This is a genomic window from [Actinomadura] parvosata subsp. kistnae (assembly GCF_900323885.1).
Lineage (GTDB): Bacteria > Actinomycetota > Actinomycetes > Streptosporangiales > Streptosporangiaceae > Nonomuraea > Nonomuraea composti.
The window spans coordinates 47786-69649 of record NZ_OOHJ01000008.1; the positions used below are offsets into that span (position 1 = coordinate 47786).

The 21864-nt window shown below is 72.4% G+C and carries 20 protein-coding genes; 12 read left to right on the forward strand and 8 right to left on the reverse strand.

Translation table 11 applies throughout. From position 1 onward, the window contains the following. Window positions 1-34 precede the first annotated feature (34 nt). The 6 genes from KIS93_RS08500 to KIS93_RS08525 all read right to left on the reverse strand — a co-directional run bounded on the left by KIS93_RS08500 (window position 35) and on the right by KIS93_RS08525 (window position 6427). The gene (locus tag KIS93_RS08500) at window positions 35-853 is read right to left on the reverse strand and encodes an ABC transporter (RefSeq protein ID WP_186404021.1); all 819 of its coding nucleotides are present in this window, start codon (window positions 851-853) and stop codon (window positions 35-37) included. Further along, entirely contained in the window at window positions 850-1755 is a 906-nt protein-coding gene (locus KIS93_RS08505; RefSeq protein WP_080040520.1) for an ATP-binding cassette domain-containing protein, read from the reverse strand. Before KIS93_RS08505 ends, KIS93_RS08500 begins: the two co-directional genes overlap by 4 nt. A gap of 91 nt (window positions 1756-1846) precedes the next feature. After that, window positions 1847-2161 carry a YbaB/EbfC family nucleoid-associated protein gene (locus tag KIS93_RS08510; protein ID WP_080040521.1) on the reverse strand — a complete coding sequence of 105 codons (315 nt, stop codon included), beginning with the start codon at window positions 2159-2161 and terminating at the stop codon, window positions 1847-1849. Window positions 2162-2169: 8 nt separating this feature from the next. Then, a complete protein-coding gene (locus KIS93_RS08515; RefSeq protein ID WP_080040522.1) occupies window positions 2170-3048 on the reverse strand; it encodes a WXG100-like domain-containing protein in 879 nt (292 codons plus the stop codon). Beyond that, window positions 3048-3434, reverse strand: coding sequence for a hypothetical protein (locus KIS93_RS08520; RefSeq protein ID WP_080040523.1), 387 nt, complete (start codon window positions 3432-3434; stop codon window positions 3048-3050). The genes KIS93_RS08515 and KIS93_RS08520 overlap by 1 nt, the downstream gene beginning before the upstream one ends. A 77-nt stretch (window positions 3435-3511) precedes the next feature. After that, window positions 3512-6427: a hybrid sensor histidine kinase/response regulator gene (locus KIS93_RS08525; RefSeq protein WP_080040524.1), complete on the reverse strand. Its 2916-nt coding sequence runs from the start codon at window positions 6425-6427 to the stop codon at window positions 3512-3514. A gap of 155 nt (window positions 6428-6582) precedes the next feature. Here KIS93_RS08525 and KIS93_RS08530 point away from each other — a divergent pair, with 155 nt between their 5' ends. From KIS93_RS08530 to KIS93_RS08560, 7 genes are all read left to right on the forward strand, one after another. Then, window positions 6583-7266: a response regulator gene (locus tag KIS93_RS08530; protein WP_080040525.1), complete on the forward strand. Its 684-nt coding sequence runs from the start codon at window positions 6583-6585 to the stop codon at window positions 7264-7266. Next, on the forward strand, window positions 7263-8189 hold the full coding sequence (locus KIS93_RS08535) for a glutamate ABC transporter substrate-binding protein (RefSeq protein WP_186404022.1): 927 nt from the start codon (window positions 7263-7265) through the stop codon (window positions 8187-8189). The genes KIS93_RS08530 and KIS93_RS08535 overlap by 4 nt, the downstream gene beginning before the upstream one ends. Then, window positions 8186-8929 carry an amino acid ABC transporter ATP-binding protein gene (locus KIS93_RS08540; protein ID WP_080040526.1) on the forward strand — a complete coding sequence of 248 codons (744 nt, stop codon included), beginning with the start codon at window positions 8186-8188 and terminating at the stop codon, window positions 8927-8929. Before KIS93_RS08535 ends, KIS93_RS08540 begins: the two co-directional genes overlap by 4 nt. A 33-nt stretch (window positions 8930-8962) precedes the next feature. Continuing rightward, on the forward strand, window positions 8963-9790 hold the full coding sequence (locus KIS93_RS08545) for a glutamate ABC transporter substrate-binding protein (RefSeq protein ID WP_080040527.1): 828 nt from the start codon (window positions 8963-8965) through the stop codon (window positions 9788-9790). Further along, entirely contained in the window at window positions 9790-10458 is a 669-nt protein-coding gene (locus KIS93_RS08550) for an amino acid ABC transporter permease (RefSeq protein WP_080040528.1), read from the forward strand. The genes KIS93_RS08545 and KIS93_RS08550 overlap by 1 nt, the downstream gene beginning before the upstream one ends. Before the next feature lie 19 nt (window positions 10459-10477). Next, the gene (locus KIS93_RS08555) at window positions 10478-11308 is read left to right on the forward strand and encodes an amino acid ABC transporter permease (RefSeq protein WP_080040529.1); all 831 of its coding nucleotides are present in this window, start codon (window positions 10478-10480) and stop codon (window positions 11306-11308) included. A 76-nt stretch (window positions 11309-11384) separates the two neighbouring features. Next, window positions 11385-12707, forward strand: coding sequence for an amidase (locus KIS93_RS08560; protein ID WP_080040530.1), 1323 nt, complete (start codon window positions 11385-11387; stop codon window positions 12705-12707). Window positions 12708-12779: 72 nt separating this feature from the next. Here the strand turns inward: KIS93_RS08560 and KIS93_RS08565 are convergent, their stop codons facing one another. Then, complete coding sequence (locus tag KIS93_RS08565) at window positions 12780-14882, reverse strand: ATP-binding protein (protein WP_155128021.1); 2103 nt, start codon at window positions 14880-14882, stop codon at window positions 12780-12782. A 241-nt stretch (window positions 14883-15123) separates the two neighbouring features. On the opposite strand from KIS93_RS08565, the gene KIS93_RS08570 reads away from it, so the two are divergent. From KIS93_RS08570 to KIS93_RS08590, 5 genes are all read left to right on the forward strand, one after another. Beyond that, complete coding sequence (locus KIS93_RS08570; RefSeq protein WP_080040532.1) at window positions 15124-16212, forward strand: NAD(P)H-dependent amine dehydrogenase family protein; 1089 nt, start codon at window positions 15124-15126, stop codon at window positions 16210-16212. After that, window positions 16209-16766 (forward strand): carboxymuconolactone decarboxylase family protein, encoded by a 558-nt coding sequence (locus tag KIS93_RS08575; protein ID WP_080040533.1) that lies wholly within the window; start codon window positions 16209-16211, stop codon window positions 16764-16766. The genes KIS93_RS08570 and KIS93_RS08575 overlap by 4 nt, the downstream gene beginning before the upstream one ends. A 10-nt stretch (window positions 16767-16776) precedes the next feature. Further along, the gene (locus KIS93_RS08580) at window positions 16777-18387 is read left to right on the forward strand and encodes a GMC oxidoreductase (RefSeq protein WP_080040534.1); all 1611 of its coding nucleotides are present in this window, start codon (window positions 16777-16779) and stop codon (window positions 18385-18387) included. A gap of 374 nt (window positions 18388-18761) precedes the next feature. Then, complete coding sequence (locus KIS93_RS08585; protein WP_080040535.1) at window positions 18762-19790, forward strand: methyltransferase; 1029 nt, start codon at window positions 18762-18764, stop codon at window positions 19788-19790. 150 nt (window positions 19791-19940) lie between these two features. Beyond that, window positions 19941-21035 (forward strand): glycerophosphodiester phosphodiesterase, encoded by a 1095-nt coding sequence (locus tag KIS93_RS08590; protein WP_230466352.1) that lies wholly within the window; start codon window positions 19941-19943, stop codon window positions 21033-21035. Window positions 21036-21042: 7 nt separating this feature from the next. On the opposite strand, the gene KIS93_RS08595 is transcribed toward KIS93_RS08590, so the two are convergent. Then, complete coding sequence (locus tag KIS93_RS08595; protein WP_230466353.1) at window positions 21043-21864, reverse strand: DUF1206 domain-containing protein; 822 nt, start codon at window positions 21862-21864, stop codon at window positions 21043-21045.

Here is a 21864-nt window from a genome sequence, read left to right on the forward strand (position 1 = left end):
GCGGTCACCAGCCGCCCCGCAGGACGCGCGGTCATCAGGCGTCGCGGCGGCGCAGGACTGCCAGGCCCGCCGCCAGGCCCGCCGCCGCCCAGATCAGCAGCCACAGCAGCCCCTCCCCCGCCGGGTACGGCATGGGCCCGCCGGTGAGGTTGTCCGTGCTGCCCATGAACGCCAGCCCGGCGAACGTCGGCATCCGCAGCGAGGCGTCCAGCAGCGCCGGCACCCCGGTCATGAGGATCACCAGCGGCAGCCCCAACAGCAGCATGAACATCACCGTCAGCGTGCCCGCCGCGCTGCGCATCGCGGCCCCGACGCCCAGCGTCGTCACGGACACCAGCGCGTAGAACACCCCGGTGCCCAGCAGATCGGCCACGGCGTCGCCGGCGGGCAGCACCACGAGCCCGCCGAACACGTCGGCCGACAGCACCGCGTACACGACCCCCGTCGCCACCGCCCCCGACAGCACGCCCGCCGCGAGCATCACCGGCCCCACCACCAGCGCCTTGGCCGCCAGCACCACCCCGCGCACGGGCGTGGCCTGCAAGGTGACGCGGATGGCGCCGGAGGCGTACTCGGAGGTGATCGCCAGCATGGCCAGGGCGACCAGCGCGAACTGCACGAACGACGTGGCCGAGACCACGGCCTCGCTGGCGACGACGCGCACCCCGGCCGCCCGCGCCGCGCCGGCGTCGCCGTCGTACTCGCGCAGGGCGTCGGTCGCGGACGCGCCGCCGAGGGTGACGGCGATCAGCACGGTGAGCGCGAACGCGCAGGCCAGGCACCACCACGTGGCCCTGACCGACCACAGCTTCGCCCACTCGGCCCCGACGGCCTGCCGCAGGGTCGCCGTCACGCGCCCACCCCGTACTCGACGCTGCCGGACGTCAGCTCCTGGTACGCCTGCTCCAGCGACGCCTCCTTGGCGCGCAGCTCGTGCAGCCGGATCCCGGCCTCGTGCGCCAGGTCGCCGACCCGCTCGATCGCGGCCCCGGTGACCTCCAGCTCGTTCTCGCCGCACCGCTCGACCGCCATCCCGGCCCGGCGCAGCAGCGCCGCGAGGTCGCCGGCGTGCGGGGTGCGGACGAGCACGGCCGTCAGCGAGCTGCCCGCGAGGACGTCGGCGAGCGGCGCGTCCGTGATGAGCCGCCCCTTGCCGATCACGACGAGGTGGTCGGCGGTGAGCTGCATCTCGCTCATGAGGTGGCTGGAGACGAACACGGTGCGCCCCTCGGCCGCCAGCGACCGCATGAACCCGCGCACCCAGCGCACCCCGTCCGGGTCCAGCCCGTTGACGGGCTCGTCGAACATCAGCACCTCGGGGTCGCCCAGCAGCGCCGCGGCGATCCCGAGCCGCTGGCTCATGCCGAGCGACAGCGTCCCGGCGCGCTTGCGGGCCGCGCCCGCCATGCCCACCGTCTCCAGCACCTCCTCCACGCGCCGCCGCGGGATGCCGTTGCTGCGGGCCAGCGCCACCAGGTGGGCCCGGCCGCTGCGGCCGGGGTGGACGGCGCGGGCGTCGAGGAGCGCGCCGACGGTACGCAGCGGGTTCCTGATCTTCCGGTACGGGACGCCGCCGACGAGCGCGGTGCCGGCGGTGGGACGGTCGAGGCCGAGGACGAGGCGCATCGTGGTCGACTTCCCGGCGCCGTTGGGGCCGAGGAAACCGGTGACGGCGCCCGGTCTCAGCTCCAGTGTGAGGTCGTCGACCGCGAGCCGGTCGCCGTACCTCTTGGTCAAACCCTTGAGACTGATCACGCTCCCTCACGCTAGGAGGGGGCGGGGCGGGCGGCCATGGGGGCGGCCCGCCGACCTCGATGGCGGAAAACCGTAAAGCGGCGCGGGGCCGTCAGGGGTCGAAGGCGGTTCTGGCGAGGTCGTGGGAGCGGCGCGCGACGTCCTCCTCCGCCCGCCTGAACGCCTCCGTGATGGCCTCCTCCAGGCCGTGGGAGCCCAGCCGCAGGGCGCGGGGGTCGAGGTGCAGCGCGGCCAGGGAGCCGGTGGCCGACAGCTCGACGGCCACCTGCCCGCCGGCGCTCTCCCCGCGCCCGGTCGTCTCGCTCAGCAGGCGGCTCACCTCCTCCAGGCGGGTGGTGCGGGCGGCCAGCTCGGCGAGGGCGTGGTCGAGCTCGGGGTCGCCGGTGCGCGGCGGTGTCGTCGTCATGGCGGCTCCTAGCGTTTGAGGAGGAACGCCCTGGGCGCGTGGGCCAGTGCCGAGCGCAGGGCGCCCTCGTCGGACAGGCTCCCGCTCGCGACCAGGGGGTAGACGGTGGCGGCCGACAGGGTGCGGCGGAAGAACTTGCCGGCCGGGCCGGTGCCGAGCGCGGTCTCGGTGACGCGGTTCGGCGGGAAGAACGTCCTGACGTCGCTGAGCGCCTTGATGCCGCCGTTGTAGGCGAGCTCGGCGACGAAGTGCTTGCCCGCGTACTCCCACAGGTTGCCCATGGGCTGCCCGGTGGCGGCGGAGCTGGCCGCGTGCACGCCGGTCTTGAGCCCGGCCCACACGACGGAGTCGGCCAGCGCGTCGAGGCCCTCGCGCACGAGGTAGGTGCCGACGCGGCGGTTGCGGACGCGCTGCTCCAGGATCATCTTGGTGATCTTCTGGAAGATCGTGCGCTCCAGCCTGGCCCTGGCCACGAGCCACTTGAACGCCTGCTCGGCCGCGATCCTGGCGGCCGGGTAGACGTAGCCGAACAGCATGGTGAAGGCCATGGCGGCGAGCTGGGTGCCGATGACGAGCAGCTGCTCGCGGTGCCGCTCGACGGCCTCGGCGTACTCCTCGCAGCCGGCCGCCAGGTCCTCGATCTCCTCCTGGAGTGCGGCGTAGCGGGGGCCCAGCTCGTACGGCCAGACGTCGGCGAAGCGCGACACCGTGCGGCTGTCGTTGGCCAGGCGGGCCTGGCCGACGGCGGTGCCGGTGTCGCGGGCGAGCGTGCCGATGGCGGCGGCCAGCTCGCGCAGCGCCGTGGCCCTGGCCCGCAGGTTGGTGACGTCGGCCGCCGGCACGTGCACGCCGGCGAACCAGGCCAGCGCCTGGAAGGGGTCGAACATCAGGCGCCCTCCTTCCGTGGCGGGGCCTGCGGGATCGGCGGCGCGGGGAGGTCGGGGATCTCCGGCAGGGTACGGATGATCTGCAGCTCCAGGTAGTCCCAGAGGGCGTCGAAGTCGCGCAGCCCGGCGGCGGAGGTGAAGCTCTTGTCGGCGATGCGGCGCAGGGCGTCGGCGAGGGAGTCGTAGCCGTCGGCGTACCACTCGGCGAACGCGCGGCCCTCGTCGTCGCCGCCGACCAGGTCGGAGGTGGTGGCGAGGGGCGAGGAGGTGCGCAGCAGGGCCGTCACGTCGTCGCCGGTCCGGTCGAAGAGCCGGGCGAGCCTGCGGATGGACGTCCAGTCGATGAGGACCCCGTCATTGCCCGATTCGCCGGACAAATCCGCCATTAACCCTCCAAACGGGAAAACAACTGTTCACGCACCCTAACGGCGGTGAATTTCTGCGGTGTTAAGGGCGCGTTCAGTCACGAATACGCGGCGTTCATCCACGCGGGCACCTCGTTGAGCAGCCCGCCCAGCTCCTCCAGGAGGTCGCCGTCGGCCGCCGTCCCCGCCCGGGCCGCGTCCTCGATGAGCTCGCACAGCTCGGCCTCGCGGGTCGCGCCGACCGTCGCGCAGGCGCCCTTGAGGCGGTGCGCCAGCCCGGCCGCCGCCTCCTGGTCGCCGTCCCGCACAGCCTGCCGCAGCTCCTCGAACGTGCGGGTCGCGGTCGCCAGGTACGCCCGCGCCACGTCGGCCAGCGCCTCCTGCGACAGCCCGGCCAGCTCCGGCGGCAGCCCGGCCGAGGCCGTCCACTCCGGGATCCTGGCCAGCACGCGCGGCCAGTCGACCGGCTTGGCCAGGTGGTCGTCCATGCCCGCCTCCAGGCACCGGATCCGGTCGTCCGGCATGGCGGCGGCGGTCATCGCGATGATCGGGGTGTGGCTCTCCTCGCGCTCCCTGATCTCCTGCGTGGCGGCCAGGCCGTCGAGCAGCGGGAGCTGGCAGTCCATGAACACCAGGTCGTAGTGGCCGGCCAGCACGGCGCGCACGGCCTGCCTGCCGTCGTCCACGACGTCCACCTCGTGCCCGGCCTGGCCCAGCACGAGCATCGCCACCTGGCGGCTGACCTCGTCGTCCTCGGCCACCAGGATGCGGGCGCCCTCCGTCAGGCCGGCGGGCGGCACGCCCTCGCGCGGCTCGCCGTCGCACTCCGCGAGGCCGAGCGCGTTCTCGACGGCGGCGAGCAGGCGGCGGCGGCTGAGCGGCCGGGTGATCGACTGCACGGCCCGCTCCCCCGCCGCGCCCGGCCAGGCGAACCCGGAGCGGCCCGGCGTGATGACCACGATGACGCTGGTGGCCTGGAGCGAGGGGTCGCTGAGGATGACGTCGGCGAGCGAGCGCGGCCCGCCGCCCGGCTCCGCATGCCCCGGGGCCACGGCGCCCGCGCCCCCGTAGCCCGCGTTCCCGAAGCCCGCGTTCAAGGAGCCCGCGCCCAGGTCGAGGGCGACCACGGCCAGCTCGTACGGCCGCCCGTCCGCGGCGGCGGCACGCAGGCGGGCCAGCGCCGACGCCTCGTCCCTGGCCTCCTCCACCTCGGCCCCGGCCTGCTCCAGGCAGCGCGCGGCCAGCGTGCGGTCCTCCGGGCGCGGGTCGGCGACCAGCGCGCGCCGCCCCTCCAGCACCCCGGCGCCCGGCTCGGACCAGGTCAGGACGTCCATCGGCAGCGTGGCCCAGAACCGGCTGCCGACGCCTTCGACGCTGTCGAGCCCGATGTGCCCGCCCATGAGCTCGACGAGCTGCCTGCTGATGGCCAGGCCGAGCCCGCTGCCGCCGGTCCTGCGCGTGATGGGCGAGTCCACCTGGCGGAAGACGCCGAAGACGCGCTCCCTGTCCTGCGGCCCGACCCCGATGCCGGTGTCGGCCACCGCGAAGCGCAGCACCACCCGCTCGTCGCCGGGCGCGCCCTCGTCGAGCGCGACGTGCAGGTCCACGCCGCCCTGGAAGGTGAACTTCAGCGCGTTGCCGACGAGGTTCGTCAGCACCTGGCGCAGGCGCGCCGGGTCGCCGGACACCTGGCGCGGCACGTTCTCGTCGAGCCGCAGCGTGAGCCAGAGCCCCTGCTCGTAGGCGTGCGGCGCGAACGGCGCCACGACCTCGTCGCACAGGCGCGGCAGGTCGAACGGCGCGTCGTCGACCTGGAGGTGGCCGGCCTCGATCCTGGACAGGTCGAGGAAGTCGTCGAGCAGGCGCAGCACGTTGTGGGCCGACTCCTGGGCGGTGGTGGCGTAGTAACGCTGCTCCTCGTCCAGCCGGGTGCCCATGAGCAGGGAGTTCATCCCGAGCACGCCGTTGATGGGGGTGCGGATCTCGTGGCTGATCTTGGCCACGAACTCCGACTTGGCGCTGGAGGCGCTGATCGCCTCGTCCCTGGCCACGGCCAGCTCGGCGGCGGTCCTGGACAGGCTGGCCTGGGCGCGGCGGCGGCCCCGCGTGCTGTGGATCTGCAGGCCGAGCCCGATGAGGATGAGCAGGGCGAGCAGGAGCGCGACGGTGAGCACGTTGGCCCGCAGCTTGTCGGCGGAGGCCAGCGCCTCGCTCGCGGAGACCTCGGCGGTGACGGTCCAGCCGATGCCGGGGATGGGCTCGGAGGCCGACAGGACGGTGCCGTCCACGCCGTGGTACTCGCCGCTCCAGCGCCGCCCGGCCAGCGCGGCGTCCACGCGGGGGTCCTCGCGCAGCGACGTCAGCGCGAACAGCTTCCTGCCCGGGTCGGCGACGAGCACGCCGGCGTCGTCGGTGATGAGCAGCGAGATGTCCTGCGCCTCGGCGGCCTCCTCGGCGAACTCCTGGATGGCGTCGAGGCTGTAGACGACGGTGAACATGCCGAGCATGCGGGTGCCGTCGGCGCTCGGGATGGGCGCGGCCACCGCGACGGCCCTCGACACCCCTACCATGGTGGGCGTGTACGCCTGCGAGACGTGGGCCTGGCGCCGGTCGCGCACCGCGCGGTACCAGTCGGTGGTCGTGATGTCCTGCGGGAGCACGCTGGGCGGCTCCGCGCCTCTGATCTTGCCTTCGGGCGAGTTGACGATCAGGCCGCTGACACCGTCGCGCAGCCGCTCCAGCTCGCCGAGCCAGTCGCGCATCGTGGCGCTGGTGACCTCGTCCACCGCCTCGCGCACCTCGCGCCGCTGCGCGAAGCCCGTGACGAGCTGCTTGAGCGAGGCCATCTGCTGGTCCACCACGACCCTGCTGACCGACGCGGTGGTCCTGACGCGGTCGCCGACCTCGTCGAACATCGCGTTCTCCGACAGGGAGATGCTGGAGGAGGTGAGCAGCGCCAGGGGCAGCAGGCCGAGCAGCGTCCACAGGGCCGTCACCGCGAGCAACCATCGCACGGGCGTCCGTCCCTCCCCCCACTCGCTCGGGTACAGATTAGGAGGAAACCGGCGCGCGCGCCGGTTCTCCGTGAGCAGAACGAGCAAAAGACGATCTTTTTTAATAAAACCCGCCTAAGCTGCAGTGATCGACCAGAATGACGAGGAGCGTGGCGATGCCTGAGCTCAGGGACATCACCGTTCTCATCGTGGACGACGACCCGGTCGTCACGGCGGCCCTGCACGCGCAGGTCAACCGGGTGCTCGGGTTCAGAGTCGTGGGCATCGCCCACACCGGCCACGCGGCGCTGGCCGCGGCCGGCCGGTTCGCGCCCCGCCTCGTGCTGCTCGATCTGCACCTCCCTGATATGCCCGGTCTGGAGGTCGCGCACCGGCTGCGCCGCCCCGACCAGCCACCCGCCGACGTCATCGTGATCTCCGGCCGCAAGGAGTCGGCCACGGTCCGCGCCGCCATCCAGCGCGGCGCACTCAACTACCTGGTCAAACCGACCAGGGCGGGCACCCTGGAGCAGGCCCTGCTGCGTTACGCCGCCACCGTCAAACAGCTCGAGTCCGAGTCCCGGTTCACCGACCAGCAGGAGATCGACAACCTCTTCCGCTCGCTCCACCTCGACGTCGGCACCCGCCCCAAGAGCATCTCGGCCTCCACCGAGCAGACGGTCCTCGACGCGCTGTCGGAGGTCGAGGACGCCTCGGCCGACGAGCTGGCCGCCAAGGTCGGCGTCAGCCGCGCCACCGCCCGCCGCTACCTTGAGCACCTGGCCGAGCGGGGGCTGGTCGAGGGCCGGCCCAAGTACGGCACGACGGGGCGCCCCCAGCACCGGTACCGCATCCGATGAGGGCGTTGCGGGCGTTGCTGGCGGCCGTACTGGTCGGCCTGCTGCCCACCGCCTGCGGCGAGGCGAACGCCTTCCCCGAGGACACCACGATGGCCCGCATCAAGGCGCGCGGCATCCTGACCGTGGGCATCAAGTTCGACCAGCCGATCTTCGGTTACAAGGATCCCGCCAGCGGGCGGATCACCGGGTTCGACGCGGAGATGGCCCGCCTGGTCGCCAAGGACCTGACCGGCAGCGAGCGCAACATCCGCTTCGTCGAGACGGTCTCCAGCAAGCGCGAGGACTTCATCGAGCAGGGCGTGGTGGACCTCGTCATCGCCACCTACTCGATCACGCCGACCCGGGCCAAGCGGGTCACCTTCACCGAGCCGTACTACTACGCCGGCCAGGACCTGCTGGTCCGGGTCGGCGACTCCACCATCAACCAGGTCGCCGACCTCAAGGGCAAGACCGTGTGCACGGCGCGCGGCTCCACCTCGGTCGACCGGCTGGAGACGACGGTGCCCGGCATCCACCTCACAGTCGTGGACGCGTACAGCATCTGCGTGCCCGCGCTGATCGCCGGGCGGGTCGACGCGGTCAGCACCGACGACACCATCCTGCTCGGCCTGTACGCCCAGCACCCCGACACGCTGCGGCTGGTCGGCAAGCCGTTCGCGCGCGAGCCGTACGGGATGGGCATGCGCAAGCAGGACACCGCCTTCCGCGACTACCTCAACGGGCTGATCGCGCGCTGGCTGTGCAACGGCGAGTGGGACCGCGCCTACATGGCCACCGTCGGGTCTCCGGCGCCACCTCCGAATCCGCCAAACCGGCACCTCCCCGGGCCAATTGCTGAGCAGAACGATCACAAGCCTTTTCGCGGAACATGCGGCTCCTACGGTTACGCCAACGCTGACCGACACGAGGAGCGTGAGGCATGACCCAGGCGGACCTGATCGTCCTGGACCAGGTCAACAAGCGATTCGGCGACCACCATGTGCTCAGGGACGTGAACCTGACCGTACGGCAGGGCGAGGTCGTGGTGATCATCGGCCCGTCCGGGGCGGGCAAGTCCACCCTGTGCCGCGCGATCAACCGGCTGGAGACGATCGACTCCGGCACGATCACCCTCGACGGGACGCCGCTGCCCGCTGAGGGCAAGGAGCTGGCGCGGCTGCGGGCCGAGGTCGGCATGGTCTTCCAGTCCTTCAACCTGTTCGCGCACAAGACCGTCCTGGACAACGTCGTCCTCGGGCAGGTCCACGTGCTCAAGCGATCGAAGGACGCGGCCGTGCGCAAGGCCCGCGAGCTGCTCGACCGGGTCGGCATCGGCGGGCAGGCCGACAAGTTCCCCGCCCAGTTGTCCGGCGGGCAGCAGCAGCGGGTGGCCATCGCCCGGGCGCTGGCCATGGACCCGAAGGCGATCCTGTTCGACGAGCCCACCTCGGCGCTGGACCCGGAGATGGTCAACGAGGTGCTGGACGTCATGACGGGGCTGGCCCGCGAGGGCATGACCATGGTCGTCGTCACGCACGAGATGGGCTTCGCCCGCCGCGCGGCCGACCGGGTCGTCTTCATGGCGGACGGCGAGATCGTCGAGCAGAACACCCCCGACACGTTCTTCGGCGCGCCCGCCAGCGACCGCGCCCAGTCCTTCCTCGCCAAGATCCTGACCCACTGACTCGCCGAGATCGTTCATTACTGAGGAGTTGTCATGTTCGGCAGATCCCTTTTCGCCGTGTTCGCCGTCGTGGCCGTCGCCTCCGGGTGCGGCGGCGGCTCCGAGAGCTACGCCTCCATAGTGGACAAGGCCAAGAACGACAAGAAGCTGGTGATCGGCGTCAAGGCCGACCAGCCCGGCCTCGGCCTGCGCACGCCGGACGGCAGCTTCACCGGCTTCGACGTGGAGGTCGCCAAGTACGTGGCCAAGCAGCTCGGGGTCGAGCCGAGCGGCATCACGTTCAAGGAGACCGTGTCGGCCAACCGGGAGGCGTTCATCGAGCAGGGCCAGGTCGACATGGTGGTGGCCACGTACTCGATCACCGACGCCCGCAAGCAGAAGGTGTCCTTCGCCGGGCCGTACTTCGTGGCCGGGCAGGACCTGCTCGTCCGCGCCGACGACACGGCGCTGACCGGGCCCGAGGCGCTCAACGGCAAGAAGCTGTGCTCGGTGGCCGGCTCGACGCCCGCGCAGAAGGTGAAGGCGGAGTACGCCAAGGAGGTGCAGCTCCAGGAGGAGCGGACGTACTCGGCGTGCGTGGACCGCGTGCTCGGCGGCCAGCTCGACGCCATCACCACCGACAACGTCATCCTCGCCGGGTACGCCGCCCAGCACACCGGCAAGCTCAAGGTGGTCGGCAAGACGTTCAGCACCGAGAAGTACGGCATCGGGCTGAAGAAGGACGACACGGCCGGCCGCAAGGCGATCAACGACGCCCTGGAGAAGATGTTCTCCGACGGGAGCTGGACCAAGGCGCTGCAGGCCAGCGTGGGCGCCTCCGGCTTCGCCCTGCCGCAGGCCCCGCAGCTCGAGCGGTACTGATGGAAGCGCTGCTGAACGAGGGCGGCACCATCCTGGCCGCCTTCTGGATGACGGTGCGGCTGACGGCGGTCAGCGCGCTCGGCTCGCTGGTGCTGGGCACGCTGCTGACCGCCATGCGGGTGGCCCCCCTGGCCTCGCTGCGGGCCACCGCGACCGTGTACGTGACCGTGGCCCGCAACACGCCGCTGACGCTGGTGCTGCTGTTCACCGGCCTCGGCATCGGCGCGAACCTGGGCCTGGAGCTGTCGGACGACATCGCGACCAACAACTTCTGGCTCGCCGTGATCGGGCTGACCGCCTACACCTCGGCGTTCGTGTGCGAGGCGCTGCGCTCGGGCCTCAACACGGTGCCCGTGGGGCAGGCGGAGGCGGCCCGCTCGCTCGGGCTCGGGTTCGTCAAGACGCTGGCGCTGATCACGCTGCCGCAGGCGTTCCGCGCGGTGGTGGCGCCGCTGGGCAGCATCCTCATCGCGCTGACCAAGAACACCACGATCGCCCTGGTGGTGGGCGTCGCGGAGGCGTCGGTGCGGATGCGCGAGCTGATCGAGACGTACGGCGACCAGGTCATCGAGATCTTCCTCGGCTTCGCCGCCGGGTTCGTGCTGCTGTGCCTGCCGATGGGGTTGTTGTTCGGCTGGCTGTCGAAACGGCTGGCGGTGGCACGGTGATTCCCTTGGAGGTGGGCGCGTGACTTACGCGAACCTGTACGAAAGGCCCGGCCCGCGCGGGGTGCGCCGCAACCGGGTGCTGACCGCCCTGGTCGCGCTGGCACTGCTGGCCGTGGCGTACGTCGTCTACGTCCGCTTCGACGAGAAGGACCAGTGGGCGGCGGAGAAGTGGACGCCGCTGCTGCGGGCCGACGTGTGGGCCACGTTCATCCTGCCCGGCCTGGCCGGCACGCTGGCGGCGGCCGTGGCCGGGGTGGTGCTGGCGGCGCTGTTCGGGCTCGTGTTCGCCGTCGCCCGGCTGTCGGAGCACCGGTGGATCCGGGTGCCGGCGGCCATGGTGGTGGAGTTCTTCCGGTCCGTGCCGCTGCTGCTGCTGATCTTCTTCGCCTTCTTCGGGTCGTTCGTGCTCATCGGCGTGAACATCTCGGCGTTCGCCGCCGTCGTGTTCGGGCTGACCCTCTACAACGGGTCGGTGATCGCGGAGATCATCCGGGCCGGGGTGCTGAGCCTGCCCAAGGGGCAGCGGGAGGCGGCGTACGCGGTGGGCATGCGCAAGGGGCAGGTCATGCGGCTGGTCCTGCTGCCGCAGGCGGTCAAGGCCATGCTGCCGGCGCTGATCAGCCAGTTCGTGGTGCTGCTCAAGGACTCGGCGCTGGGCCTGATCGTGGGCTACGACGAGCTGGTGGACAGGGGGCTGAATGGGATCGCGGCCAACTTCTCCAACGTCATCCCGGCGGCCATCCTCATCGCGGCCATCTTCATCGTGATCAACATGGCGCTGGACCGGCTGGCGCACCGCCTCGGCGCCTCCTCCACGCGGCGCTCCGCCTCCTCGGCACGGCGCTCCTGATGACGGCGCGGCGCTCCCGATGACGGCGGGACGCTCCCGATGACGGCGGGGCCCTTTTGTCCCGCATGATGACCTCATGCCGATTTCCCCTGGTTTCTTCGCCGGCCGTGACCTCACCGGCCTCGCCCGTGACCTGCGCGACGGGCGCGTCACCGCCACCGCGCTGACCGAGCGGGCGCTCGCCGCCGCCGAGGCGCTCGGCCCGGAGCTGAACGCCTTCGTCACCGTGGACGCCGCCGGGGCGCTGAAGGCGGCGCGCCAGGCCGACGAGGAGCTGGCGGCGGGCACCGACCGGGGCCCGCTGCACGGCCTGCCGGTCGCGGTCAAGGACCTGATCATGGTGGCCGGGCTGCCCGCGACAATGGGGTCGCGGCACTTCGCCCGGTACGTCCCCGACACCGACGCCGCCTGCGTGACGCGGCTGCGCGCGGCCGGGGCGGTCATCGTGGGCAAGACGACGACGCACGAGTTCGCGTACGGGCCGACCGGCGACCGCTCCGCCAACGGCCCCTCGCGCAACCCCGTGGACCCGGCGCGCATGTCGGGCGGCTCCAGCGGCGGCAGCGCGGCGGCCGTGGCGGCGGGCATCGTCCCGCTCGCGATCGGCACCGACACGGGCGGGTCCGTGCGTATCCCGGCGGCTCTGTGCGGGATCGCCGGGTTCAAGCCCGCGTACGGGGCGATCCCGGCGGACGGGGTGTTCCCCCTGTCGGCCAGCTACGACCACGTGGGCGTGCTGGCGGGCGGCGCGGAGGACTGCCTGATCGCCTACCGCTGCCTGGGCGGGGAGGTGTCCGGCGACGGGAGCCCGGCGGTCGGCTGGGTCGATCCGGCCGGGCTGTTCGACGGTGACGCCCGGGTGACGGCGGCCGTGCGAGCTCTCCTCGGCGACGCGGCGGAGGTGCGGCTGCCGGAGGGGTTCGCCGGGGAGGTGTGGGAGACGTACACGGTCGTGCAGAGCTGCGAGACCGCCGCCGTGCACGCCGGGCGGCTGGAGCGGGCGCCCGAGCTGTTCGACGCCGAGGTGCTGGAGCGGCTGCGCGCCGCCTCCGAGGTGCCGGGCTGGCGGTACGTGCGGGCGCTGGAGAGCCGGCGGCGGCTGGCCGGGATGGTGGAGACGCTGTTCGGGCGGCATGACGTGCTCGCGATGCCGACCGTGCCGATCACCGCGCCGCTCATCGACCAGCGCGAGGTCGAGCTGGACGGGCGGAGCGTCGCGGTGCGTCCGGCGCTGCTCGCCCTGACCAGCCCGTGGAACGTGCTCGGCCTGCCCGCGCTGACCGTGCCCGCCGGGACGGTGGCCGGGCTGCCGGTCGGGCTGCAGCTCGTGTGCCGGCCGGGCGACGAGGCCCGCCTCTTCACGGCGGCGGCCCGCCTGGCACCCGCCGCACTCGGCTGACGGCCCTCCCGCCGCACTCCGCTGACGGCGCTCCCGCCGCGCTCCGGTGGCGATCCCCCGCCTGGCGCCCCGCTAGTGCTCCGGTGCCGGGTGGGTGGGGTGCAGGGCGTGCAGGATGCCGGTGTCGAGCATCGTGTCGTAGCCGGCCCGGAAGGCCACCTGGTACGCCTCGTCGCCGAGCATCGCGCGCGCCTGCCGTTCGCACGTCTCCCGCGCGCTGACCCACTCGTGGATGCCGATCTGCGCGCGCCCGATCGTGTCCCACACCTGCTGGGCCAGCCCGAGCCGGCGGGCGGCCGGCTCGGGCTGCCCCGAGGCGGAGGCGGCGCAGGCCAGCACGTCGAGGGCCAGGGCGATGCCGATGCTGTCGTGCAGCCGGTGCTTGACCTCCAGCGCCGAGCGGGCGTAGGTCTGGGCGGCGTCGTTGCGGCCGAGCGACAGCTCCGCCTGGGCGCGGAACAGGTCGGCGTACGCGCGCATCCAGCGCTCGCCGTGCTTGTCGCACTCGGCGCACATCTCCTCCAGCGCCTTGACCGCGTCCTCGACCCGCCCGTACGCGGTGTGCACGTGGCTCTGGCCCAGCCGGGCCAGCATCGTGGGCAGGGTGAGGCCGCGTTCGGGCCGGTGCACGGCGAGCAGGCTGTCGGCCAGCGCCAGCGCGAGCGCGAGGTCGCCCCTGATGGTGGCCGCGGCCATCACCATGGCCTGCGCGGCCTGCGCGGCGGCGGTGTCGCCGAGCTGCTCGGCGATGCCGGCGCACTCGGCGGCCCAGGCCATGCCGGCGTCGGGGTCGCCCTGCACCATGAGGGTCAGGCTGCACACCCACAGCGCGCGGTTGCGCACGACGCTGGGCTCGACGTCGAGGTTGAGTGCGCGCTCCAGATAGTGCTGGCCCTCGCGCAGGAAGCCGCACGGGTACCAGAAGAACCACAGCGCGGCGGCCATCTCCAGGGCGGTGTGGTCGCGGGAGTTGGCCAGGCAGAAGTCGAGCGCGGTGCGCAGGTTGTCGTGCTCGGCGTTGATGCGGTCGTTCCAGGAGACCTGGTCGGGGCCGAGCCAGGCGGCGTCGCCGCGGCGGGCGAGCTTGAGGTAGAAGTCGCGGTGCCGGCGCCGCAGCCCGTCCTGCTCGCCGAGCGCGCGCAGCCAGATGGCGCCGTACTCGCGGATGGTGTCGAGCATGCGGTAGCGCTCGCCGCCGCCGGTGGGCGACCAGATCAGGATCGACTTGTCGACCAGCTCGGCCAGCAGGTCGGGGATGGCGGCGGCGGGCAGCAGCGCGTCGGAGCAGACCTCGGCCACGGCGGCGTCGTCGAAGCTGCCGGCGAAGACGGACGTGCGGGCCCACAGCAGCCGCTCCTCCGGGGTGCAGAGCTGGTGGCTCCATCCGATGGCGGTGCGCAGCGCCTGGTGCCAGGGCGGGTCGGCCTGGCTGACCTCGGCCTCGTTGTCGCCGAGCAGCTCGAAGCGGTCGTCGAGCCGCTCGCACAGCTCGGCGGCGGGCAGGTCGCGCAGCCGGGCCGCGGCCAGCTCGATGGCCAGGGGCAGCCCTTCCAGGCGGCGGCACAGGCGGGCCAGGTCGGCGCGGTTGCCGTCGGTGACGGCGAAGCCGGGCACGCTCTGCGCGGTGCGGTCGGCGAGCAGCGTCACGGCGTCCTGCCGCCCGCCGCCCCCGGAGTCGGGCACGGGCAGCGGGTCGATGATCAGCACCTGCTCGTCGGGCACGCCCAGGGGGCGGCGGCTGGTGGCCAGGATCGACAGCCGGGGCGCGGCGACGAGCAGGTCGCGCGCCGTGACGGCCACCTCCTCGACCAGGTGCTCGCAGGTGTCGAGGACGAGCAGGAGGTGCCGGTCCATGAGGTATTCGGTCAGCACCTCCATCATGGGCCGGGTCGTGCGGTCGGCCAGCGGCAGCGCCTCGGCGATCGTGTACGGCAGCAGCGCCCCCTGGTCCAGCGCCGAGAGCGGGACGAGCCAGGCGCCGTCGCCGTAGCCGGGCTGCATGAGGGCGGCGGCCCGCAAGGCGAGCCGGGTCTTGCCGACCCCGCCCACCCCGGTCAGCGTCACCATGCGAAATTCCCTGCACAACCGGCGGATCCGGGCGAGTTCTTCGCGGCGGCCCACCAGACTGGTCATCTCCGGCGGCAGATTCCCGGCATGCCGCCCACCCATGTTCATGATCCTCACCTGTCCGGCTCGGTCCACCGCGTTCGGTGACAGCAGCTTGCCGGAAGCGGCCAGGATCCGCCACGAAAAGTGAGAAAGTGACTACGCAACCGGCGGGGTTGCGGGCGTTTCTTAATACCGTCCGGCCTTCGGGGGGTTCGCCGGGTTCGTCCGGCGGGCCGCGGCTCGACCATGGAAAACGCCGGGTCGGCGGGCCCTTCACACGCAACCAAGCGCTTGCTACGCTCCGCCCATGGTGTCCACGATCGTCTGGGGTACCGGCAACGTCGGCCGCGCCGCCATCCGCGCCGTCGCCGCCCATCCCGGGCTCGACCTGACCGCCGTCCTCGTCCACGACCCCGCCAAGATCGGCCGTGACGCCGGCGAGCTGGCCGGGCTCGGCCACCGCCTCGACGTCCCCGCGAGCGCCGACGTCGAAGCCGCGCTCGCCGCCGGTCCTGGGGCGGTCGTGTACGCGGCCTCCGGCGACATGCGGCCGTCCGAGGCGCTGGACGACGTGGTCCGCGCGCTGCGCGCCGGCGCCGTGGTCGTCACCCCGTCCCTGTACGCCCTCTACGACCACCGCGGCGCCCCGCCCGAGATCCGCGGGCCCGTGCTGGCCGCGATCGAGGAGGGCGGCGGCTCCCTGTTCGTCTCCGGCGTCGACCCCGGCTGGGCCAACGACGTGCTGCCGCTGCTGGTCAGCGGGCTGGCCTCGACCGTGGACGCCGTACGCTGCCAGGAGATCTTCGACTACTCCACCTACGACCAGCCCGACGCGGTCCGCTACCTGGTCGGCATGGGCCAGCCGATGGACTACGAGCCGCCGATGCTCGCGCCGTCCGTGCCCTCCATGGTGTGGGGCGGCCAGGTGCGGCTCATCGCCAGGGCGCTCGGCGCCGACCTCGACGACGTGCGCGAGCACGTGGAGCGCCGGCCGCTGGAGTCCGCCGTCAAGACCGCGTCGATGGGCGCGTTCGAGGCGGGCACGCAGGGCGCGGTGCGGTTCGAGGTGCGCGGGATCGTCGGCGGGGCGCCCAGGATCGTGCTGGAGCACGTCACCCGCATCCACCCGTCGTGCGCGCCCGACTGGCCCGCCCCGCCGGGTGGCGCCGGGGCGCACCGCGTGATCATCGAGGGCCGGCCGCGCATCGAGGTCACCGTGCAGGCCACCGACGAGGACGGCAACCACTCCGCCGGCGGCAACGCGACGGCCGCCGGCCGCCTGGTGGGCGCCGTCGAATGGCTCGTGGAGGCGGGGCCGGGCCTCTACGACGCGCTCGACGTACCGCTGCGGCCCGCCATCGGCAAGCTCGGCAACGCCGGAAGGAGGAACGGGTGAAGATCGACATCCCTGAGGGGAAGGACGCGATCGCGTACGTGTGGGGGGAGATGGTGCCCGGCATCGGGCCCGCCGCGTCCCGCTACTCCATGGCCGTGTACGCGCACACGACGCTCGGGCTGCGCGAGTTCGAGGCCGCCAGGCTGCGGGTCGCGCAGATCAACGGCTGCGCGTTCTGCCTCGACTGGCGGACCGAGCGGGACGGGCAGACGGTCGAGGACGACTTCGCCGACGCGGTCACCGAATGGCGCACGACCGGCGCCTTCGACGCCCGCACCCGGCTGGCCGCCGAGTACGCCGAGCGGTACACCCTGGACCACCACGGGCTCGACGAGGAGTTCTGGGGCCGGATGAGCGCGCACTACAGCCAGCTCGAGATCGTGGAGCTGAGCATGTGCATCGGCTCGTGGCTGGCCTTCGGCCGGCTCAACCACGTCCTCGGCCTGGACACCGTCTGCCGCCTCCCGCACGCCCCGTCCCCCGCCCTCTCCTCGGCACCGTCATCCGCCCGCAGCCCGTCCGGCGACCCCGCACCCACCCCGAGCCGAGAGTGAGGCCGGCCCCATGAGCACCACCGACGACGTCTCCCGCCGCGGCTTCCTGACCGCCACTGGCGCCCTGCTCGGCACCGCCGCACTCGGCGCCCACTCCCCCGCCGCCCGCGCTCGCTCCGCCGGCCCGATCGGCTCGGGCGCGCACGTCGCCGCCCTGGTCATCGGCACCGGGTACGGCGGCTCGGTGGCCGCCCTACGCCTCGCCCAGGCGGGCGTGGACGTCCACATGATCGAGATGGGCAAGGCCTGGGACACCCCCGGCGCCGACGGCAAGATCTTCTGCAACACGCGCGAGCCCGACTACCGCTCCTACTGGCTGCGCACCCGCACCAAGGCCCCGCTCAACTACTTCCTCGGCTTCCCCATCGACCGCGACATCCCCCGCCACACGGGCGTCCTGGACGCGGAGGAGTTCGCCGGCATCACCGTCTACCAGGGCCGCGGCGTCGGCGGCGGCTCCCTCGTCAACGGCGGCATGGCGGTCACCCCGAAGCGCGAGAACTTCCCCGCCGTCCTCCCCTCCGTCGACCCCGCCGAGATGTACGGCGTCTACTACCCGCGCGCCAACGCCGGCCTGGGCGTCGCCACGGTGGACCCGGCCTGGTTCGAGACGACCGCCTGCTACCAGTACGCCCGCGTCGGCCGCAAGCACGCCCAGCGCTCCGGCTTCCCGTTCGTGTTCGTCCCGGACGTCTACGACTGGGACTACATGGAGCAGGAGGCGGCCGGCAGCGTCCCCCAGTCGGCGCTGGCCGGCGAGATCCTCTACGGCAACAATTACGGCAAGAAGTCGCTGCAGAAGACGTACCTGGCCCGCGCCGCGGCGACCGGCCGGGTCACCATCTCCCCTCTGCACCGGGTCACCTCGGTCGCCCCGGCGGGCGGCTCGTACACGGTCACCATCGAGCAGATCGACACGACCGGCGCCGTCGTCACCACGAAGACGGTCACGGCCGACCGGGTGTTCTTCGCCGCGGGCAGCGTCGGCACCAGCAAGCTCCTCGTCAAACTGAAGGCGACGGGCGTGCTGCCCGCGCTCAACGGCGAGGTCGGCAAGGGCTGGGGCGACAACGGCAACGTCATGTGCGGCCGCGCCAACCACCTGTGGGACCCGACGGGCAAGCTCCAGTCGGCCATCCCGTGCTGCGGCATCGACAACTGGACGGCCGGCGGCGCCTTCGCCGAGGTGGCCCCGCTGCCCACCGGCATCGAGACGTACGCCTCGTTCTACCTGTCCATCACCGACAACCCGAACCGCGCCCGGTTCTCCTGGAACGCGAGCGCCGGCCGGGTGGAGCTGAGCTGGCAGACCGCCTGGAAGCAGCCGTCGATCGACATGGCCAAGAGCATCTTCGACAAGATCAACGCCAAGGAGGGCACGATCTACCGGACGGACCTGTTCGGCGTCTACAAGATCTGGGGCGACCACCTGACCTACCACCCGCTCGGGGGCGCCGTGCTGAACAAGGCCACCGACAACTACGGCCGGCTGACCGCGTACCCGGGGCTGTACGTCATCGACGGGGCGCTGATCCCGGGCAACACGACCGTCAACCCGTTCGTGACGATCACGGCGCTGGCGGAGCGCAACATCGAGCACATCATCGCCGCCGATCTGTGAGCACCGGTTTCGGCGTCTCGATCACCGGCGGCCCGATGAGCATGCGGCATTCCGCGTGACCATCGGGCCGCCGAATTTCGCCCCGCCGTTTTATCGCGTTTCGGCGCCCGGCCGTATTTCATCGGCCTTTTTCAATTCCCGGTAATGACAAATCGCAAAGCCCACCAGTACCCTTGCTTGCGCCCTGCACGAGGAGTCACCATGATGCCTTCCCTCATCACCTCCCCGCATCTCACCGGGCGGCAGGCGGGTCGTGATCGGGGTGGCCGCGCATTCGTCGCGAATCGTGGGGAGCCGAATTTCGGGAATGGCCGCCGGACGTCGCGCGCTCGCCCGGGACCGGTGGGCGAGGCGCCTGTCGCGAAAGGAATTCCATGTCGGATCCCACCGCATCCGATCCCACGGGACCGGTCTGGGACCTCATTCGGGGTGTGTGGCGTTTCAGTGCGCTGGCCGCCGTCGTCCGGCTGGAGGTGCCGCAGGCGCTGGAGGACGGGCCGCGTACGGTCGCCGAGCTGAGCGAGCGGTGCCGGGCACGGCCGGAAATGCTGGCCAGGGTGTTGCGTTCGGCGGCGGGCCTCGGGTTGCTGCGGTCCGTCTCGCCCGGCACGTACGAGCTGACCGAGAGCGGCGCCGTCCTGCTGCCCGGCCATCCGCGGTCGTTGCACGCCGGCGTGCTGACCACGGCGGATCCGGCCATGATGTACGGGCTGATGACGCTGGCCGAGACCGTGCGCGCGGGCCGGCAGGCGTTCGCCGACCGGTACGGCGGGCTCTACGAGCACCTGGCCGCGGACAAGGAGCTGGCCGGGTGGTTCGACGCGTTCATGGACGCCCGGTCCAGGCCGTTCGCCAAGGAGCTGGCCGAGCGCTACGACTTCTCCGGCGCCCGGACCATCGTGGACGTCGGCGGCGGCAAGGGGCACATCCTGGCCACGATCCTGCGGGCCCATCCGCGGCTGCGCGGCGTGGTGTTCGAGCTGGCGCACACGGCGCCCGCGGCCAGGGCGTACCTGGCGGGGCGCGGGGTGGGCGACCGGGCCGGGGTGATCACCGGCGACTTCTTCTCCAGCGTGCCGGTCGAGGGGGACGTCTACCTGCTGTCCAACGTGATCCACAACTGGGACGACCCGGAAGCCACGAAGATCATCCAGAATGTGCTGGCGGTGCTCCCGGAGGGCGGGCGGGTCCTGTTCGTGGACATGGTGCTGCCCGATGACGACTCCCCGCACATGGGCAAGGAGCTGGACATGCGGATGCTGGGCGTGTTCGGGGGCGGCGGGGAGCGCTCGCTGTCGGAGTACACCGCGTTGCTGCGGGAGGCGGGGCTGGAGGTGACCGGGGTGACCGAGCTGGCCCTGTCGACCAGCGTGATCGAGGCGGTCCGGGCCGCGCCCCGGTGAACGCGGCCCATGATCGAGGCGGGTCCGGGCCACGTCCCGGTGAACCCGGCCCGGTGAATCCGGCCCGATGAACGCGGTCCGTTCCGTCCCGACCGGCGCTGTGTGCTCGTGCGTAACTCGCGGTCCACCTCGAAGGTCTACCGTGCGCGCATGACGATGCGCAGGTTACTCGCGAGCGTGCTGTCCACGGTCCTCGTCGGCGGTACGGTCGCGGTCGTGCTGACCCAGACCCCGAGCGCCACGGCCGAGCGCCGTGGCCAGGCCCCCATCGTGATCGGACACAGAGGCGCCTCCGCGCACCGGCCGGAGCACACGCTCCTGTCGTACGAGGCCGCCATCGCGATGGGCGCCGACTACATCGAGCCCGACCTCGTCGCCACCAAGGACCACGTGCTGGTCGCCCGGCACGAGAACGAGATCTCCGGCACCACGGACGTGGCCGCGCACCCGGAGTTCGCCGACCGGCGCACCACCAAGACGGTGGACGGCCGGCCCGTCACCGGCTGGTTCACCGAGGACTTCACGCTGGCCGAGCTGAAGACGCTGCGCGCCAAGGAGCGGGTGCCCGACCTGCGGCCGGACAACACCGCGTTCGACGGGCTGGCGGAGATCCCGACGTTCGAGGAGGTCGTGAAGCTGGCGCTGGCGCACGGCGTCGGCGTCTACCCGGAGACCAAGCACCCCACCTACTTCGACTCCATCGGCCTGTCGCTGGAGGAGCCGCTGCTCGACGTGCTGAACCGGTACCGGGTGCGCAAGGCGTACATCCAGTCGTTCGAGACGGCGAACCTGCGCGAGCTGCGCGGCCGGACGCGGCTGCCGCTGATCCAGCTCATCACGTACGGCGGCGCGCCCTACGACTGGGTGGCGGCCGGCAGCACCAGGACGTACGACGACATGGTCAGGCCGGACGGGCTGCGCGAGGTGGCGACGTACGCGAACGGGATCGGCGTGGACACCCGGCGGGTCGTGCCGGTGGACGCCTCGGGCGCGACGACGGCCCCCACCACGCTCGTCGCGGACGCCCACCGCAGGCGGCTGGACGTGCACGTGTGGACGGTGCGGAACGAGAACGCGCAGCTCCCGGCCGACTACCGGCTCGGGGACCCGGCCAGCCCCGTCTTCCCGAGGGCGACGGGGAACGTGATGGGCTGGCTGTCGCGGCTGATCGAGCTGGGCATCGACGGGGCGTTCTGCGACGACCCGGCCATGGGCCGGGCCGTCGTCGCGAAGCGCTCCGCCTAGCGGCCGATCAGGTACGGCGCCAGCGGGACTCGCCGAAGCAGTAGCCGGCGAACAGCAGCAACCCCAGCGCCACCACCACGAGCAGCCAGGGCCCGGCGGGGGTGTCGGCGAACTGCCGCAGCGCGCTGTCGATGCCGCCCGCCTTGTCCGGGTCGTGGGTGATCGCCGCGTAGACGACGAAGATGCCGGCCATTCCGGCGATCGCCCCGCGGGCCGCGTACCCGCCGACCCCGAGCCGGTCCATGACCATGCGGGCCTTCGGGGACATCCGCCCCTGGTCGAGCTCCTCCCTGAAGCCCTTCGTGACGCCCCGGTGCACCCAGTAGACGCCGAGCGCGACGAGGCCGAGCCCGATCGCGCCCACGATCCAGTCGCCGCCGGGCAGGTCGAGCAGCTTGCCGGTCACGTCCTGCGACTTCTGGTCGTCGGAGCCGGCCTGGCCGGAGGTGATCACGCTCCACAGCGTGCCGACAACCAGCACGTACACGACGGTCCGCGCGGCGGCCTCGACCCGGTCCTTCACCTTCGCGACGCCGAACAACGCCTCCGTGGCCTGCCAGATCGCCAGCGCCACGAACCCCGCCACCATGATCCACAACAACACTTCACCGAACGGCAGCTCGGCCAGCGTGGTGATGGCACCCGACTTGTCGGCCTGCCCGCCCGATCCCTGACCGAGGCCGATCTGCAGGGCCAGCACGCCGATCAGCGCGTACAGCACGCCGCGGCACGCCAAGCCCACCCGGGTCAGCACGGCCATCGGCCGGCTGCGCGTCGCGCGCTGCGTCGCGGCCTTGGCCTCGCGTCCTGCCTGTTGCGCAGTATTCAC